We start from the raw sequence: 16,433 nt of genomic DNA, 5'->3' as shown, positions 1-16,433 counted from the left end.
TGTTCTACAATGGACAATCTTTTTTTATCGAATGATTTATTTTAAAAGTAATGCTATTTAAAGCATTGATATTTAAAACATTAAGGAGTGGATATGTCAGACATTCGCATTGAAAAACGCCATAATTTTGATCTACAAACAGCACGCACGCAGGCGAAAAAATGGCTACAAGAAGCCAAAGATGAATTTGGCTTGGATGCTGTCTATCAAGAAGGTGCAGACACCGACACGGTCTCAATCAATAAAGCAGGCGTCGATGGGCGTGCTTTTTTGGATGCAGATAAGGTCATTTTTGAGGCGGATTTGGCGTTTTTGGCAAAGCCACTTAAAGGCATGATTAGCTCAGGCATTCAAGAAGGTCTTGATCGTTATTTTGCGTGATTTGTGTTTGATGAGATGATGGGTTTTGTAATGAAACACGGTAGGGCTGGGCGAGCTGCCATCTTGGGCGTGCTATTGATGGCGATGATGGGTGCGCCGCTTTGTGTACAAGCGCAAGCCGCAAGCGAGGGTGTGGCGATGACGAATTTAGATGACGCGCTACCGCAAAGCGTGCGTGATAAGATGGCTCAGGCAGGCTTGGTTGCTGATGCGGTGAGTCTTTGGGTTGAGCCATTGTCGGCTCGGCAGGGTCAAAATGGCGCAGCGTCAGGACAAATGCTGCGCCAAAACCCCCTCATTCGACATCACGCCGACACACCTCGCACGCCTGCCTCCACCCAAAAGCTCATCACCACTTACATTGCGCTACATACGCTGGGTGAGCATCACCGCTGGGCGACTTATGTTCAGCCCAAAGGCGTGATCATCAATGGTACGCTACATGGCGACCTTGTCATACAAGGCAATGGCGACCCTGCGATGACGCACGAGCACCTGCGTGCCATGCTCACACAAGTGCAGGCACGGGGCATTCGCCACATTCAGGGTGATATCATCATCGATAATCTGGCATTTCGTGATGTCAAATTTGACACGCACGCCTTTGATGGTCAGGGAATGCGTGCTTATAATGCCGCACCAAATGCTTTTTTGGTGAATTTTGGCACGGTGGAGGTGGATGTGCTGCCTTCGGGTCGTGAGGTGGTAAGCCAAGATGGTGATGGCAGACAGCAAAAGGTATTTATGGCAGGTGATCGCCAAGGTGCTGCTGTGCAAGTGCTACCAACATTGGCAGACTTTGACGCACCAAATCAAATCGCCGCCAATCAGTCAAGCTGCCTGACAGAATCTCAGCTTAATCTGTCTGACAGCCGTCTTTTGGTCACTGGCGGCACCAATGCCGACTGCGGTCGTCGTTCGTATTGGCTGACCTTTTTTGATGCAGATCGGCTGGCGATGAAGGCGGTGCAGGGTGAATGGCAAAAGCTGGATGCGGCGTTTTCTGGTGAAGTTGTCATGGCGAAGGCTCGTGAGTCGATGGGGCTGCCTTGGCTGGTGTCGCTGTCCAAGCCTTTGGGTGAGCAGATTCATCTCATCAATCAGTATTCAAATAATGTCATGACTGAGCAGGTGGCGCTGTCGTTGCCTTTGGCGTCAGGCGAGGTGTCGGTGAGTGATTATCCTTCGGCGTTTTCGTTCATCGATCGCTGGTGGAAAAAGCATCTAAAAAGCCAGCCGCCTGTGATGAGCCGCGCCTCTGGGCTTTGCCGAGATTGTGCCATCACACCAGAGGCGATGGCGGAGCTTTTGGTGTTTGCCTATCAGCAGCCAGACTTTGAGATTTTTAAAGCCTCGTTGCCTGTTGCGGGCATTTCAGGCACGATGGCAAATCTTGCAAAAAGAGATGCCAGTCATCCTGCCATCGGACGGGCGCATGTAAAGACTGGCACGCTCAACGATGTCAGCAGTCTGGCGGGCTATGTGATGGGGCGTGATGGCAAGTGGTATGTGTTCGTGGCGATGGTCAATGCGCCCAATGCAGGTCACGATGCCAAGGTGTCAGCCGTACTTGATGAGATGCTCTCTCATGTGGCGATGCTTTGAGTGCGATTTTACTCGCTTTGTCTGGTCAGTCTTGACGCATTAACAAACCTTGGTATATCAACTTGACGCATCAACAAGCCAAATGCGTCAAGCTGGCAAATTTACCCATGCACCAACAATAAAACCCACCAATACAATCCATGATTAAAACAACAAAAAACCCTTAAAGCGACTGACTTTAAGGGTTTTTGAGTATGGCAAATGCCAAAAAATATGAGATGGTGCCCGGGGCCGGACTCGAACCGGCACGCTCGTAAGAGCGAGGGATTTTAAATCCCTTGTGTCTACCAATTTCACCACCCGGGCGGATGAATCTGTAGATTTAAAAAATGGAGGCTGGAGTCGGAATCGAACCGGCGTACACGGAGTTGCAGTCCGCTGCATGACCACTCTGCCATCCAGCCTTATTGAATAGGTCGCTATGATAGCAAATTTTTTGAAAAAAGCAAGCGATTTTTCATAAAAAATGCAGCAAATGGCATAAATTTTCTCAAAAATGGCAAAAATCCCACCCAAAGCGGCAAAAAGCAGGCGAGTTGCACACAGTTTTGTCAAAAATACAAGCTGATTTTTTGGTAAATTTAAAAATAAAAACTAAACTTCATGGGTTTTTTGAAGTATAATAGTAAGCTTTATGTATGCGCAAAATGTTTGGGTTTTACGCTGATTTGCCATACAAATTTGCCATGCAAAGCTGCAATGGCAAGTGCTTCATCAGAAAGACCGATGGGGCATTTCGTGTGGTTTTAGGGTTTTACTTTCTTAGTCGCTTGCTTGGTCGCTTGCTTTGTATTTTTGATGAGCAACCCTCTAAAAAATTAAAGCAGTAAAACTATGATTATGATGACAAACGAATGATTAAATGAGTAAGGTGTTTATGAAACGAAATTTCCGTGCAGCGGCAATCGCTGCGGTATTTTCTGGCATGGCGCTTTTGACGGCTTGCAATCAATCAGGTCAAGCCGACCAAGCCGCCGCTTCACAGCAAATGCCACCTGCCGTCGTGGATGTGCAGACAGTGAATCTGGGCGCTATTCCCATCAGTAAGACTTTCTCAGGGCGTGTGACCGCCGTTGAGACTTCAGAGGTGCGTCCGCAGGTGACGGGCATCATTGATGAGGTATTGTTCCGTGAAGGCAGCTTTGTGCGTGCCGGTCAGCCTTTGTATCGCATCAATACAGATAATTACGCCAGTGCCATCAATGCAGGCAGAGCATCGATTGCTAATGCTGAGGCATCTGCTCAAAATGCCCGTGCCGCATATGCTCAGTCGCAAGCAGCCTTAGTGGCTCAGCAAGCGACCTTGGCGCAGGCGAGAGCGGATTTGGCAAGACTACAAGGCTTGGTGGAGGCGGATGCCGTATCTAAGCAAGTCTATGACCAAGCGGTGACGGCGGTGCGTACCGCTGAGGCGAATGTCGAGGCTGCCAAAGCGACCGTAGAGCAGGCTCGTGCAGGCATTGGCAGTGCTGATGCTGCCATCAATAGTGCCAAAGCAAGCCTGAGCGCCAGTGAGCTGGATTATAGCCGTACCATCGTCAAAGCACCGATCAGCGGTAGAATCGGCATCTCAGCGGTGACAAATGGTGCGTTGGTGGCTGCCAATCAAGGCAATGCACTGGCGACCATCACTCGTACAGACTATGTGTATGTGGACATCAGTCAGTCATCGTCAGAGATGTTAAGACTTCGCCAGCAGATCGCTGAGGGTAAGGCAAGTGAGGGCAGTAGCGATGTGCAGATCGTCTTAGAAGATGGTCAGCCTTATCCGATTATTGGTCGTCTTGCCTTATCTGATGCCAGTGTCGATGAAGCGACGGGCGCTGTTAAAATCCGTGCTGTATTTCCAAACCCAGACGGCATCTTGATTCCAGGTATGTATGTGAATGCCAATTTGGCGCAGTCGATTGTCAATAACGCCACCTTATTGCCACAAAGTGCCGTCATGCGTACGCCAAAAGGTGAAACGCAGGTGTATGTGGTGAATGCCGAGAAGAAAATCGAGGCTCGCATGGTGAAAACGGCTGGCACTTTTAATGGTCAATGGGTCATCACAGAGGGTCTGATGCAAGGTGATAATGTGGTCATCGTCGGTGGTGCCAAAGTCAAGCCAGATCAGGTGGTGGAGACTCGTCCATATGCGCCTGCCGACCAAGCCGCTCAAAATGCCACCCAAGGCACAGCCGCTCAGCCTGCCCAGCAAGGTCAAAATACCGTGATGGCACCGCCAAGCAGTAGCGATGCCCAAAATGATGAGTCAGCGTCCAAAGCTGCTGATGCGACCACAGCACAGTAGGAGCGGGCATGTCTAAGTATTTTATCGAACGACCCATTTTTGCGTGGGTCATCTCCATTTTGATCATGTTGGTGGGTGTGCTTGCGGTATTAAAACTGCCCATCTCACAGTATCCTGAGATTGCACCACCTACGGTGACGGTCAGCGCTGTCTATCCGGGTGCGGATGCTCAGACGGTGGAAAACTCTGTCACGCAGGTGATTGAGCAGCAGATGACAGGTCTTGACGGCATGATGTATATGTCATCAAGCTCGTCAGCACAAGGCTCGGCATCGGTTCAGCTTACTTTTGAAAGCGGCACAGACCCTGACATCGCCCAAGTGCAGGTACAAAATAAGCTACAAGCGGCAACGGCAGCATTGCCAGAGGCGGTGCAGCAGCAAGGCTTGACGGTCAGTAAGTCTTCATCATCTTTCTTGATGGTCGTGGCATACATCTCCGAAGATGGCAGCATGGACAAGACGGACATCGCTGATTATCTAAATTCAAACATCGTCGAGCAGATCAGCCGTGTCAATGGCGTGGGTAATGTCAATGTCTTTGGTTCTGAATATGCCATGCGTATCTGGCTTGACCCAGAAAAGCTGCGTGCTTATTCGCTCATGCCATCAGACATCGCCGCTGCCATCTCAGCTCAAAATGCCCAAGTCTCGGCAGGTCAGCTGGCGGCAGCACCATCAGATGAGGCAGGTCAGGTGATCAATGCCACCGTGACTGTCCAAAGCTATCTACAAACTGCCGAAGAGTTTGGTAATGTGCTCATCAAAACCGATGCTGGCGGGGCGCAAGTTCGCCTAAAAGATGTCGCTCGTGTCGAGATCGGCTCTGAAAACTACGGCTTTAATTCGCTATATAATGGCAAAGAGGCAGCAGGTATTGGCATCATGCTGGCATCAGGTGCCAACGCTTTGCAGGTGCGTGAAGCGGTACAAGAAAGACTCGATCAGCTTGCCAGAAGTTATCCAAAAGGTCTGACAACGGTCGTGCCTTATGACACCACGCCATTTGTGCGTCTGTCTATCACGCAGGTGGTGCATACGCTCATCGAGGCGATCGTCTTGGTGTTTTTGGTGATGTTCTTGTTCTTGCAAAACTGGCGAGCCACCATCATTCCAACCCTTGCTGTGCCAGTGGTGATTTTGGGTACATTTGCTGTGCTGTATGTCGCAGGATTTAGTATCAATATCTTAACCATGTTTGCCTTGGTACTTGCCATTGGTCTGCTTGTCGATGATGCGATCGTCGTCGTGGAGAATGTCGAGCGTATCTTGGAGGAAAATCCTGCCATCTCTGTCAAAGATGCCACCATTCAGTCGATGAACGAGATCAGTAAAGTGCTGATCGGTATTGCGCTTATTTTGTCGGCGGTATTTGTGCCGATGGCGTTCATGGGTGGTTCAACAGGGGTGATTTATCGTCAGTTTGCGGTGACTTTGATCACAGCGATGACTTTGTCGGCGGTCGTTGCGCTGATTTTCACGCCTGCGCTTTGTGTGACGATTTTAAAGCGTCAAGCGCATAAAGACATCGACACCCAAAAAGGCTTTTTTGGCTGGTTTAACCGCATGTTCCGTACGGCGAGTAATAAATACGAAAGCTTTGTTGGTAGAACTTTTAACGCCAGATGGCTATTTGGTATCGCTTATGCGGTGATCATCGCCATCTTGGGTTTGCTGTTCATGCGTTTGCCGACTTCTTTTGTGCCAGAAGAAGACCAAGGCATGCTCTTTACGATGGTGCAGACACCTGTCGGCTCTACCATTAAAGACACCCAAGCGGTGCTTGATGATGTGGGTGCATATTTTAACAGCCAAGAAAAAGACAACATCGAATCTGTGTTTACCATCACAGGATTTAGCTTTATGGGCAGCGGTCAGAACATGGGCATGGCGTTCATTCGTCTTAAAGACTGGGATGAGCGTACGGCACCAGGTTCGGATGCGTCAAGCATGGCAGGCAAGGCGATGGGTTATTTCATGACTCAGTATAATAAAGCCAATGTCTACACGCTTGCGCCACCTGCGATTCAAGGCTTGGGTAATGCCAGCGGCTTTGATTTTCAATTACAAGACACAGGTGGTGTGGGTCATGCGGCGCTGTTAGAGGCTCGCAACATGGTGCTTGGCATGGCAGCGCAGAAGCCAGAAGTGCTGGCAGGCGTGCGTCCAAATGGTCAAGAAGATGCGCCACAGCTCAAAGTGAATGTCAACCATGCCCAAGCATCAGCCTACGGCATTGGTATCAGCGACATCAACCGCACGATTTCTACGGCGTGGGGTTCGGCGAAGATCGGTGACTTTGTCGATCGTGGTCGTATTAAGGCGGTGTATATGCAAGGTGAGCCAAGCGCTCGCACCACGCCTGAGGACATCGGCAAATGGTATGTGCGTAACAACACTGGCAATATGATCGGCTTTGATGCGTTCTCATCTAGCGAGTGGACTTATGGTTCGCCGACTTTGAGCCGTTATAACAGCTTACCAAGCATGAGCATTCAAGGTGCGCCAGCAGCAGGCAGATCGAATGGCGAGGCAGTCGCTGCGATGGAGGAGATCGCCAGTCAGCTGCCTGATGGTATTGGCTTTGAGTGGACTGGCTTGACTCTGCAAGAGCAGCAGTCAGGCTCACAAGCGCCGATGCTGTACGCCATTTCGATCATCGTCGTATTCTTGTGCTTGGCGGCGCTTTATGAAAGCTGGTCGATTCCATTTTCAGTGATGCTCATCGTGCCACTTGGTGTATTGGGTGCGATCATCTTTACTTGGCTGCGTGGCTTTGATAATGATGTGTACTTGCAAGTGGGTCTTTTGACGGTGATTGGTCTGTCGGCGAAAAACGCCATTTTGATCGTCGAGGTCGCCAAAGAGCTACAAGAAGCAGGGCATACCTTAAAACAGGCGGTCATGCAGGCAGCTCGTCAGCGTCTGCGTCCGATCATCATGACATCGCTGGCTTTTGGTCTTGGGGTTGTGCCGCTTGCCATCGCCACAGGTGCAGGCTCTGGCAGTCAAAACGCCGTTGGTACAAGCGTGCTGGGTGGGGTGATTGCAGCAACTTTCTTGGGTGTGTTCTTTATTCCGATGTTCTACATCTGGGTGCGTTCACTGTTCCCACTCAAAGCCGCCAAACAAGACGCACACTAAGCGCCTGATACCAAGCGTATTACAGGCGCCTAAGGAGATTATCATGAAAACTACAAATCATCGTCTATTTGCGCTCTTGGCATTGCCATTGGCGATCTCAGCGTGCAGTACGATTCCAAAACCTGCCACCACCATGGTCGCTCAGCCAAACTTGGCAGTCGATCAGGCGTATCAAGTGCTTGATGCAGACACCATCAGTGCCGCTGAGGCACCTAGTATGGCGTCAATGCGTTGGCAGGATTTTTATGCTGATGCTAAGCTAAAATCGCTGATTGAAATCGGTCTTAACAACAATAAAGACCTTCAAAAGGCGGTGCTTGCCATTCAAAGCGCTCGTGCGCAGTATCAAATCACTTCTGCTGATGCTGTGCCAAAGCTCGGTGCGTCTGGTGGTGCAAGCCGCTCGGCAAACCAAATGGATCGCAATGCCAGCACTGGCTATAATGTCGGTCTTGGTATGTCAAGCTATGAGCTGGATCTTTGGGGTAAGGTTGCCAATGCCAAAGACGCAGCCTTGCACAACTATCTGGCGACCAACGCCGCCAAAGACACTGTGCAGATCTCGCTCATCTCTGGCATTGCTCAAAGCTATGTCAATTTAAGCTATGCACTGGCGCAGCGACAGCTTGCCATTGAGACCATTAAGACTCGTGAGCATTCGCTTGACATCACCAATAAGCGCTTTGCTGCTGGCATTGATGCTCGTTCGCCAAGCCTGCAAGCCGAAGCGTCTTTGGAGGCGGCAAAGCTTGCCATTTATCAGGCGGATACTGGTATTTTGCAGGCGCGCAACGCCTTGCAGCTGCTGCTTGGCGCACCGATTCCTGATGAGCTGATGCCTGACATGGCGGTGGATAATATCACCACGCAGACACTGTTTAGTACAGGTCTGCCCAGCGAGCTTTTGTATTATCGTCCTGACATCGTGCAGGCGGAGCACGCCTTGAAAGCGGCAGGGGCGAACATCAATGTCGCGCGTGCGGCATATTTCCCATCGATCAGCCTTTCGGGTAATCTGGGGTTTAGCTCATCAAGCCTAAGCAATTTGCTACAATCAAGCGCCTTTGCATGGTCAGCAGGACCTGCCATCAACTTACCGATTTTTGATGCAGGCATGCGCCGTGCCAATTATGAGGCTGCTCAGGTCGCCCAGCAAAGCGCCTTGGTGTCTTACGAAAAAGCCATCCAAACCGCCTTTAAAGAAGTGGGTGATGTCTTGGCATCTCGTGCCACGCTTGGCAGACAGCTAGAATCTCAGTACAAACTTCAACAAAACTATCAGCAGACTTATCAGATTGCTCATGCTCGCTTTCGTTCGGGTCTGGATAATTATCTGAGTGTGCTTGATGCTGAGCGTTCTTTGTTTGGCAATCAGCAAAGCATTCTAAACCTAGAATTGCAAAAGATTCTAAGTCAAATTGAGCTCTACCAAGTGCTTGGTGGTGGCGCAACTTTGACCGCCGAGCAAATCGCCGACATCGATAAGCAGCGTGCAGCCATGCGTACAGCGGCGCTTGCTAGCAGTGAGCAAGTGCAGCCAGCTGAGCCGTCAGCACCTGCATTGGAAGTGGTGCAGCCAGCACCTGCCAATGTCAATGTCATCGAGCCTGCCAACCAAAACGGCATCTTGGTGCAGTGATTGCCCATGACACAAAACGCTCATCTTTGGATGGGCGTTTTTTATGAGGGGGTTTGATTGGGCATTAAGAGGGGGGTAATAATTGTGATTTTTTACGCATTAAGATCGTGAATTTGCCAAGCTTAATCAGAGTTTTTAATGATAAAAAAAGCAGGTATAAGCCCGCTTTGATGCGCTAAGTTTTGGTTTAATGGGCATCGTCTAACTGCTCGATAAGATTCTTTTTGATGGGATTGGCAAGTCGAAAAATCAGATAAGTAAAGATGCTCACCACCACAGCGATTTCAAGTCGTCCCATCGCTACAGCAAGACCGATGCAGCCTGCCGACCAGATCGCTGCTGCGGTCGATGTGCCTTCGATCGTGCCTTTTTCTTTTAAGATGGCGCCACCGCCAATAAAGCCGATACCACCGATGATGCCTGCCATCAGCTCGCCCATACCGCCATCATCACCGATGGTTTCAAGGGCGATGAGCATAAATCCACAGCTGGCAAGACTCACCATCGGAAAGGTGCGAAGTCCGATGTTCTCTCGGCTACTTTCTCGATGATAGCCGATGGGCATCACCAAGGCAAACGCCACCACCATCTGCACGATGTGCGTCAGCACGATTTCTAAATCAAAGTCAAATAGGGTGGATAGTACATGATTCATATCAAACATAATTATCTTTTCACGGATGTCGATGTGGATGCGCATTATAGCAGAAAATCTGATGAGCGACAGCAAAACATTTTGGTGATTGCCAGAATCATCTGCACCTGTATCATGGCATCTTGCCACCACAATAAGGGCAAAAACACTGGCGATTCAATGCTTCTTCACGCTTAGCCAGTGCTTCTTCTTTGAGGAGTAGGCGCTTTTCTCTAAGTGCTTGGGTGAGCGTTTCTTGGAGGTTTTTGCGGTCGATGCCTAAGGTGTCGGCAATGGCGGTGATTTTGTTGTTGTCATGCAGCCCCTCCAAAGGCAGTGCCATCAGCTCATCGTATAGCTGATACAAGCTGGCTTGTTTTTGGGCTTCTAATTCACGAGTCAGACCAGTTGCCAAAATACCAGCGGGCAAGGCGGCTAAGCCCACACCTAAGATGGTGATGATTGCCCCTAAAAATTTACCAAAAGGCGTGATTGGTGTGATGTCGCCATAGCCTACTGTGGTGAGTGTAACCACAGCCCACCACATCGCATGAGGAATGGAGTTAAAGGTATCGGGCTGACTTTCATATTCCGCCAGATAAATGCCACTTGATGCCATCACGATCAATAATGACAAGATGAATACCACCGCCCCAAACGACGCCCGCTCTTTTTCCAAGACGGTTAATAAGATTCGTAAAGACTTAAAGTACCGAGTCAGCTTAAATAAGCGAAGCAGTCGAAATACCCTTAAAAATCTCAAATCCACATCACTGACGCCAAGCAAAAATACTGGCAAGATGGCAAGCAAATCAATCAGCGCACCAAAACTTGTTGCCCATTTTAGGCGAGCTTGCCATGGTTGCTTGTCGTTGCGCTCACCCACCGCCCACAGTCGCAGGACATATTCAGTCAAAAAAATCGCCAATGAGAAAATCTCAAATGCCCAAAAATAATCTTGATGGTGGCGATAGATGCTGTCCATCGACTCCAAAATCACCGCAAGTGCGTTCAGTAAAATCAGCACAACCAAGGTTATATCAAGAATGGTTGCCCATGTTGAGGAGGGTGTGTGGTCATTATGATGTTCAAGTAGGGCGTAAGCTTTTTGGCGTAGGGTGGGTGAGCTTGACATGACTGAGAAAATGAATGAGGTTGGGTGGATTATTTTAACATGAAATGACTAAAAAAAAGCATGGCGGGGTTCTTAGAGGCGGTGTCTTTTATTTGACTTGATTGGTGTATTTTGCTTAATGCTGATATATTTTTCAAGATTAAGAGGCTGTCTTGATGTGTTGTTGTGCTGTGTACCATGAAAAATAAGGTTAAAATGTCTGTTTTGCTCGTTGTGTCTTGAAAAATTAGGCAAATTTAGCGATAATTAGACATTTATTTTGCCTAAAAAGCCGTCAATATGACTCACCAGCCTCCGCACGCCACCACAAGACCCGCCAAGCCCAAGCGCCAAGGTCGCTCCCAAGAGGACATCATGGCGAATGCCTTTTTAAAGGCGGCATTCAAACCTGTCAAAAAATCCATGATGATGGCATGGCTTTTGGATGTGCTTGGGACATTGGTGCTTGTGGTGCAGGCGGGTGTGTTGGTGCGAATTTTTGGTGGTTGGTTGGAAGGCTTTGTCAGTGGCGAACCTTTGCCCAGTGAGGTGGTGGGCAGTGGGCTGATGCTAAGCCTTGCTTTGCTTTTGGCGTGTTTGCTTGGGCGAATCGCCATCGGCTATGGGCGAGATGTGCTTTTGACAAATGCAGGCTTGACGGTCGCCAAGTCGGTGCGAGCCAGACTGTATGACAAGCTTGGGGTGCTTGGGCAGGCTCGGCGTTACTTTGGTGCCGATGGCGCACTGGCAAGCAAGATCATCGATGAGCCTGATCATCTTATCGGCTATGCTCGCTTTCATGTCCAAAAAATGACTGCTGTGACCACGCCCATCATCTTGGCGGGTTGCGTGGCATTTTATAGCGTGACGGCGGCTTTGATATTGCTGCTGACCGCACCGCTTGTGCCGATTTTTATGGCGTTTATTGGCATTGCCACCGCTCGCAAAAGCCGTGAGCAGATGGACGCATTGGCACAGCTTGGTGGTCGGTTTTTGGATTGGATTCGTGGGGTCAATACTTTATCTCGTCTGGGTGCGGTGGACATCGCTGTCACGGACATGAGCATCAGCTCGGAAAACTACCGAAAACGCACGATGGCGGTGCTAAAAATTGCTTTTTTAAACAGTGCGGTGCTAGAATTTTTATCTGCTTTATCCATTGCACTGGTGGCGGTGTATCTGGGCTTTGGGCTGATGGGTGTGCTGCCTTGGGCAAAGGGTGAGGTGATGACGACTTATGGGGCAGCGCTGTTTATTTTACTGCTGGTGCCTGAGTTTTATGCGCCACTTCGCCGACTTGGTGCCGAATACCATGTCAAAGGGCAGGCGGTGGCGTGTGCTAAGGCAGTCGCTCCCATGCTGAATTTTAAAAATAAACGCACAGGCGATGTGGTGTTTGAGCCAGATTCTGCGCTCAGTTTTCATTTATCAAACATCACCGCTTTTGGTGATGATGGTCGAGTACGGCTGTCGCCCACCAGTTTGACCTTTGAGGCAGGCAAGATGAACGGCTTGATGGGGGCAAGTGGTGCGGGCAAATCCACCATTTTGCAGATTCTTTTGGGCTTTGGCGACTTTGAAGGTGATGTCATCATTGAGTCAGGGGGTAGGTCGGCACGCTATGATGAGATCGATGTGGCAAAGTTGCGTACGCATTTTGGCTATCTGTCGCAGAGCGCGCCGCTTTTGCCATTGTCCATCGCTGATAATTTACGCCTTGCCAAAAAAGACGCCAGCGATGATGAGCTGATACAGGTCTTAAAGGAAGTGGCGCTGTGGGAGCTTATCGCTCAGCTGCCAGATGGCTTGGATACTGTGCTGTCTGAGCGTGGCGGTGGACTGTCTGGTGGGCAGGGGCAGCGACTTGCCATCGCTCAGCTTTTGTTGCAAGACGCCAAAGTGTGGCTGCTTGATGAGCCGACTGAGCATCTAGACGCCCAGACGGCAGAGCGAATCAAAGCGCTGCTGGCGCAGGTGAGTGTGGGCAAGACCGTGATTTGGGTGACGCATGACAAAGCGGGCGTGGACTTTGATGTGGTGCATGATTTGACTAACCAAAATACAAAGGCGGTGCAACAATGAGCGACAAACCCATGAAAACTGACCGCCAAATCTCCCTACAAACGCATCATGACGCCAAGTTTCGGCTAAGAGATCTTTTGCTAAGTCAAAAGCTCTTATGGCTCGTTGCATGGCTTTTGGGCATTGCGACCGTGCTGTCGGTGCTGGGTCTTGTCATGCTCTCAGGGTGGTTTATTACGATGGCGGGCGTGGCAGGGGCGATTGCTGTTGGCTCGCATGCCTTTAATTATTTGGTGCCATCTGCCATCATTCGTGGCTTTGCAATCGTGCGCACGGCGGCTCGCTATGGTGATTTGGTGGTGTCGCATCATGCTGTGTTTGGTTTGCTCAAAGAGTTGCGAGTGAAGTTTTTCTCGCATTGGGCAAGGCTGCCACTCATGCTACGCACTCAGCAGGGCGACAGCAGCCAGACCATGCAGCGACTGGTGAAAGACATCGATACACTGGATGAATTTCCCTTGCGTGTGGTGTCGCCTTTGGTCGTGGCGGTCATGGCGGTGGCGCTGCTTTCGCTCATGGTGTTTTTGATCATACCGACAGCGGTCATGGCGGTGGTCTGCATGATGCTATCGCTTGCCATTGCCTTTTTGACCTTAAAAAATGGTGTGGCATTGGCTCGCCGTGAAAGTCAGCTTGTCGTACTGCGCAAAAGTCAGCTTGTCAATACTTTGCCTGCGCTCACGGCGCTTTTGACTTGGGGTCGCTGGCAGGACAGCGTCGATAAGCTTTTGGGCTATGATGATGATCATCATGCTTTAACCATGCAGGTGCTTGGCAAAAAAAGACGCGCTCAAGCGCTCATTCAGGCAAGCATCGCACTGGCGGTCGTGGCGCTTTTGCTGGCGGCGGCTCTTGTCTTTGAGCAGGGTGTGACGGTGTTTGATTTGACAAACTTAAACACGCATCACGCCCTAAATCCTGCCATCGTGCTTGCCTTGACGCTGGGGGTGTTTGGCGTGACAGAAGTGGTCTTGGCGCTTGTGGCTGAGCCTTTGTCCTATGGTCGCAGCATCAATGCCAAAGAGCGGGTAAATGGTCTTTTGGGTGTGCAGATGGCTCATGATAAAGCCGCTGTGCAAGGTCGTCCTATCATTACTTTAAACAATGTGTCGGTAAAAATGCCAGGTGCCATCATGGGTGCAAATGGCATTCATGCCATGCTCACCCCAGAGCGACCCGTGCTCATCGTCGGTGCGTCAGGGGCGGGCAAATCAACTTTGCTTGCCACATTGGCAGGGGAAGTGCCACGCATGGGCGGACAAATCTTGGTGGATGGCGTGGATATTGATGGTGTGGACTTTGCTCAGTCTTTGGGATTTTTGGGGCAAAATGTCGATATTTTTGACCAGACTTTGGCGGATAATCTGAGACTGGGCAAGCCTTCTGCCAGTGATGATGAGCTGTGGGCGGTGCTTGAAAAAGTCAATCTTGCCGACTGGGCAAGGCAGCAGCCTAAGGGTCTGGATACACCACTGGGCGAGTACGGCATGGGCATATCAGGTGGTCAGGGCAGGCGTGTGGCACTTGCTCGCTTGCTCTTATCGCCCAAAAAGGTGCTGCTACTGGACGAGCCGTTTGCAGGGCTAGACATCACCACTCGCCAAATCGTCTGGAATGCTTTGACTGACATGCAGCGAGCAGGCGATATCGGTGTGCTTGCCATATCAACCCATCAGATTTGGGATGAGATGGATGAAGTGGATGTGCTTAAAGTGGGCTGATTTTCATGTGTTTTTGCAAATATGATAAAATCAAACCCTACCAAACTTTAAGTTTGCAAGGTTTAAAATAGAATTTTAAAATAGATGAGTTTTAAAAATTTTGCGCTGAAAATTGTGCTGATGAAAGCAGACTTGTCATCTGGTATTTTAAAAGGGTGTTGGCATAAACAAAGGGGCGTTTAACGCCCCTTTGTTTGATTGATGTCATTTGTTTGTTTTCGTCTTGGCGGGATTGTCTTTGTCAGTGATGACAGGCGCATTGGGATCGCCAAAGCTTAAAATCTCCGAAAAATTCGGCTCAGCCTTTAAGATCAGCTGTTCTTTTTCTAAAATGCCGTGATTGATCTGTACTTTTTTGATGTTATTCATGATCATATCGACCTTGCCCAGCCAACGCCCAATCTCCAGATAGATGACATTGCCTTTGTGTTCGGTGAATGGCACGCCTTTGATTTTGATATTACTTAAAATCATGGGCAGGGGGTCTTTACGAAAAATGGTATGATAAGCACGCAAGGCAAATTTTGCCAAAGGCGCTTGCCACCAAGCTTTGGTGTGTAGCTCGATCACTTCGGTGTCGCTGATTTGGCGCAGCACCAGACGCTGAGTGTGGCGGTCAAGCTGCAAATGCACAAGCTCAAAGTTACTGGCGACACTGGCAAAGATGCCTTGAATATTGACGGTGGTGGCAAGTCTGAGCCATCCGTCATGAATGTCTAGATGCAAATCATGCAAAAGACCGACATTTTTCACCACATAGGTATTTAGAGCGTCGTTGATGATTTTTTGGCTGACAGGCAGACTCACTTCATCCACGATGCGACTGGTGGCGCTGGCATAGCTGTGCTTTAAGCCGCCCAGTGTCTGCTGCCAATTAAAAAACAAATCTTCTAACAGGCGGTCGCCATCGAGTCCGCTGATCTGTGCAAAATGATCCAAAATCCCTTGTGGCTTGTCTGTGTCTGTGTGCGTGTTGAAATGGTCTGTCATGAGAAACTGCGTCCAAAATTTCGCTCATTGTAGCAAATGTGGGCGTTTTTAGGCAAATAAATTCACCAAAAACCAACAAATACCCAGCGTCAAAGTCGGTTTATAACCCTAAAAAATCCACAACAAAATCACTGCTTGGCTTGTCGGACAGCTCGTCTGGCGTACCGATTTGCTCAATGATGCCGTGATTCATGATGATGATTTTGTCAGACACCGCCACCGCTTCTTCTTGGTCGTGCGTTACCATGATGGAAGTGATGCCGATGTCTTTTTGAATTTGGCGTAAAGACGAACGCAGCTCTTTACGCACTTTTGCGTCCAACGCCCCAAACGGCTCATCAAGCAGTAGCAGTTTTGGGTTTGTGGCGATCGCTCGAGCCAGTGCGATACGCTGTCGTTGTCCACCAGACAATTCGTGCGGATAGCGATCTTTGGTGTGGGGCAGTTGCACCAAGTCAAGCAGTTCTTTGACTCGTGCGTCAATTTGACTTTGGCTGGGTCTGTCTTTGAGCAGTGTCAAGCCAAAAGCGATGTTATCGGCGACCGTTTTGTGGCGAAATAGGGCGTAGTTTTGGAACACAAAACCAATGCCACGATTTTGCACAGGCGTGTCGGTAACATCAACGCCGTCAAAATGAATGCGTCCAGAATCTGCGGTCTCAAGCCCTGCGATGATGCGAAGTAGGGTGGTTTTGCCACAGCCAGATGGACCAAGCAAAGTCGCAAGCTCGCCAGAATTGACGGCAAAGCTGACATCATTTAGGGCGGTGAAATTGCCAAATTGCTTATGAATGTTTTGAATGTCAATGCTCATGATGATTCCAGTTT

General features: G+C 49.6%; 10 protein-coding genes, 2 tRNA genes and 1 pseudogene. 7 read left to right on the top strand and 6 right to left on the bottom strand.

The annotated features are described in order from the left end of the window. The first annotated feature begins 93 nt into the window (after positions 1-93). A complete protein-coding gene (locus LU290_RS06345) occupies positions 94-381 on the top strand; it encodes a polyhydroxyalkanoic acid system family protein (RefSeq protein ID WP_277807774.1) in 288 nt (95 codons plus the stop codon). A 30-nt stretch (positions 382-411) separates the two neighbouring features. After that, on the top strand, positions 412-1,986 hold the full coding sequence (gene dacB / locus LU290_RS06340; RefSeq protein ID WP_277807773.1) for a D-alanyl-D-alanine carboxypeptidase/D-alanyl-D-alanine endopeptidase: 1,575 nt from the start codon (positions 412-414) through the stop codon (positions 1,984-1,986). Positions 1,987-2,205: 219 nt separating this feature from the next. Here dacB and LU290_RS06335 read toward each other — a convergent pair. Both LU290_RS06335 and LU290_RS06330 read right to left on the bottom strand, forming a co-directional pair. Beyond that, positions 2,206-2,292, bottom strand: a tRNA-Leu gene (locus LU290_RS06335). 24 nt (positions 2,293-2,316) lie between these two features. Then, a tRNA-Cys gene (locus tag LU290_RS06330) sits at positions 2,317-2,390 on the bottom strand. A 458-nt stretch (positions 2,391-2,848) separates the two neighbouring features. Between LU290_RS06330 and LU290_RS06325 the strand changes: the two genes are divergently transcribed. The 3 genes from LU290_RS06325 to LU290_RS06315 are packed head-to-tail and all read left to right on the top strand — an operon-like array spanning position 2,849 to position 9,064. Further along, entirely contained in the window at positions 2,849-4,282 is a 1,434-nt protein-coding gene (locus LU290_RS06325; protein ID WP_277807772.1) for an efflux RND transporter periplasmic adaptor subunit, read from the top strand. 8 nt (positions 4,283-4,290) lie between these two features. Continuing rightward, a complete protein-coding gene (locus LU290_RS06320) occupies positions 4,291-7,425 on the top strand; it encodes an efflux RND transporter permease subunit (RefSeq protein ID WP_277807771.1) in 3,135 nt (1,044 codons plus the stop codon). A 43-nt stretch (positions 7,426-7,468) separates the two neighbouring features. Continuing rightward, positions 7,469-9,064, top strand: a complete 1,596-nt coding sequence (locus LU290_RS06315) for an efflux transporter outer membrane subunit (protein ID WP_277807770.1) — start codon at positions 7,469-7,471, stop codon at positions 9,062-9,064. Between the two features lie 187 nt (positions 9,065-9,251). On the opposite strand, the gene LU290_RS06310 is transcribed toward LU290_RS06315, so the two are convergent. Continuing rightward, a complete protein-coding gene (locus LU290_RS06310) occupies positions 9,252-9,728 on the bottom strand; it encodes an MgtC/SapB family protein (protein WP_277807769.1) in 477 nt (158 codons plus the stop codon). 103 nt (positions 9,729-9,831) lie between these two features. Next, positions 9,832-10,833: an ion transporter gene (locus LU290_RS06305; protein ID WP_277807768.1), complete on the bottom strand. Its 1,002-nt coding sequence runs from the start codon at positions 10,831-10,833 to the stop codon at positions 9,832-9,834. 279 nt (positions 10,834-11,112) lie between these two features. Between LU290_RS06305 and cydD the strand changes: the two genes are divergently transcribed. Together cydD and LU290_RS06295 are read left to right on the top strand one after the other, a co-directional pair. Next, positions 11,113-12,894, top strand: coding sequence for a thiol reductant ABC exporter subunit CydD (gene cydD, locus LU290_RS06300; protein WP_277807767.1), 1,782 nt, complete (start codon positions 11,113-11,115; stop codon positions 12,892-12,894). Further along, positions 12,891-14,615, top strand: a complete 1,725-nt coding sequence (locus tag LU290_RS06295; protein ID WP_277807766.1) for an amino acid ABC transporter ATP-binding/permease protein — start codon at positions 12,891-12,893, stop codon at positions 14,613-14,615. The genes cydD and LU290_RS06295 overlap by 4 nt, the downstream gene beginning before the upstream one ends. Positions 14,616-14,819: 204 nt before the next feature. Here LU290_RS06295 and LU290_RS06290 read toward each other — a convergent pair whose 3' ends face one another. Beyond that, positions 14,820-15,605 carry a hypothetical protein gene (locus LU290_RS06290; RefSeq protein ID WP_277807765.1) on the bottom strand — a complete coding sequence of 262 codons (786 nt, stop codon included), beginning with the start codon at positions 15,603-15,605 and terminating at the stop codon, positions 14,820-14,822. A 106-nt stretch (positions 15,606-15,711) separates the two neighbouring features. After that, positions 15,712-16,419, bottom strand: a pseudogene (locus LU290_RS06285) (sulfate/molybdate ABC transporter ATP-binding protein); the annotation flags it as partial. Positions 16,420-16,433: the final 14 nt, after the last annotated feature.

It is taken from the genome of Moraxella nasibovis, assembly GCF_029581575.1.
In the GTDB taxonomy this organism is placed as follows: Bacteria; Pseudomonadota; Gammaproteobacteria; order Pseudomonadales; family Moraxellaceae; genus Moraxella; species Moraxella nasibovis.
The sequence above is the reverse complement of the archived record's forward strand: the minus strand, read 5'-3'. Positions and strand labels throughout refer to the sequence as shown.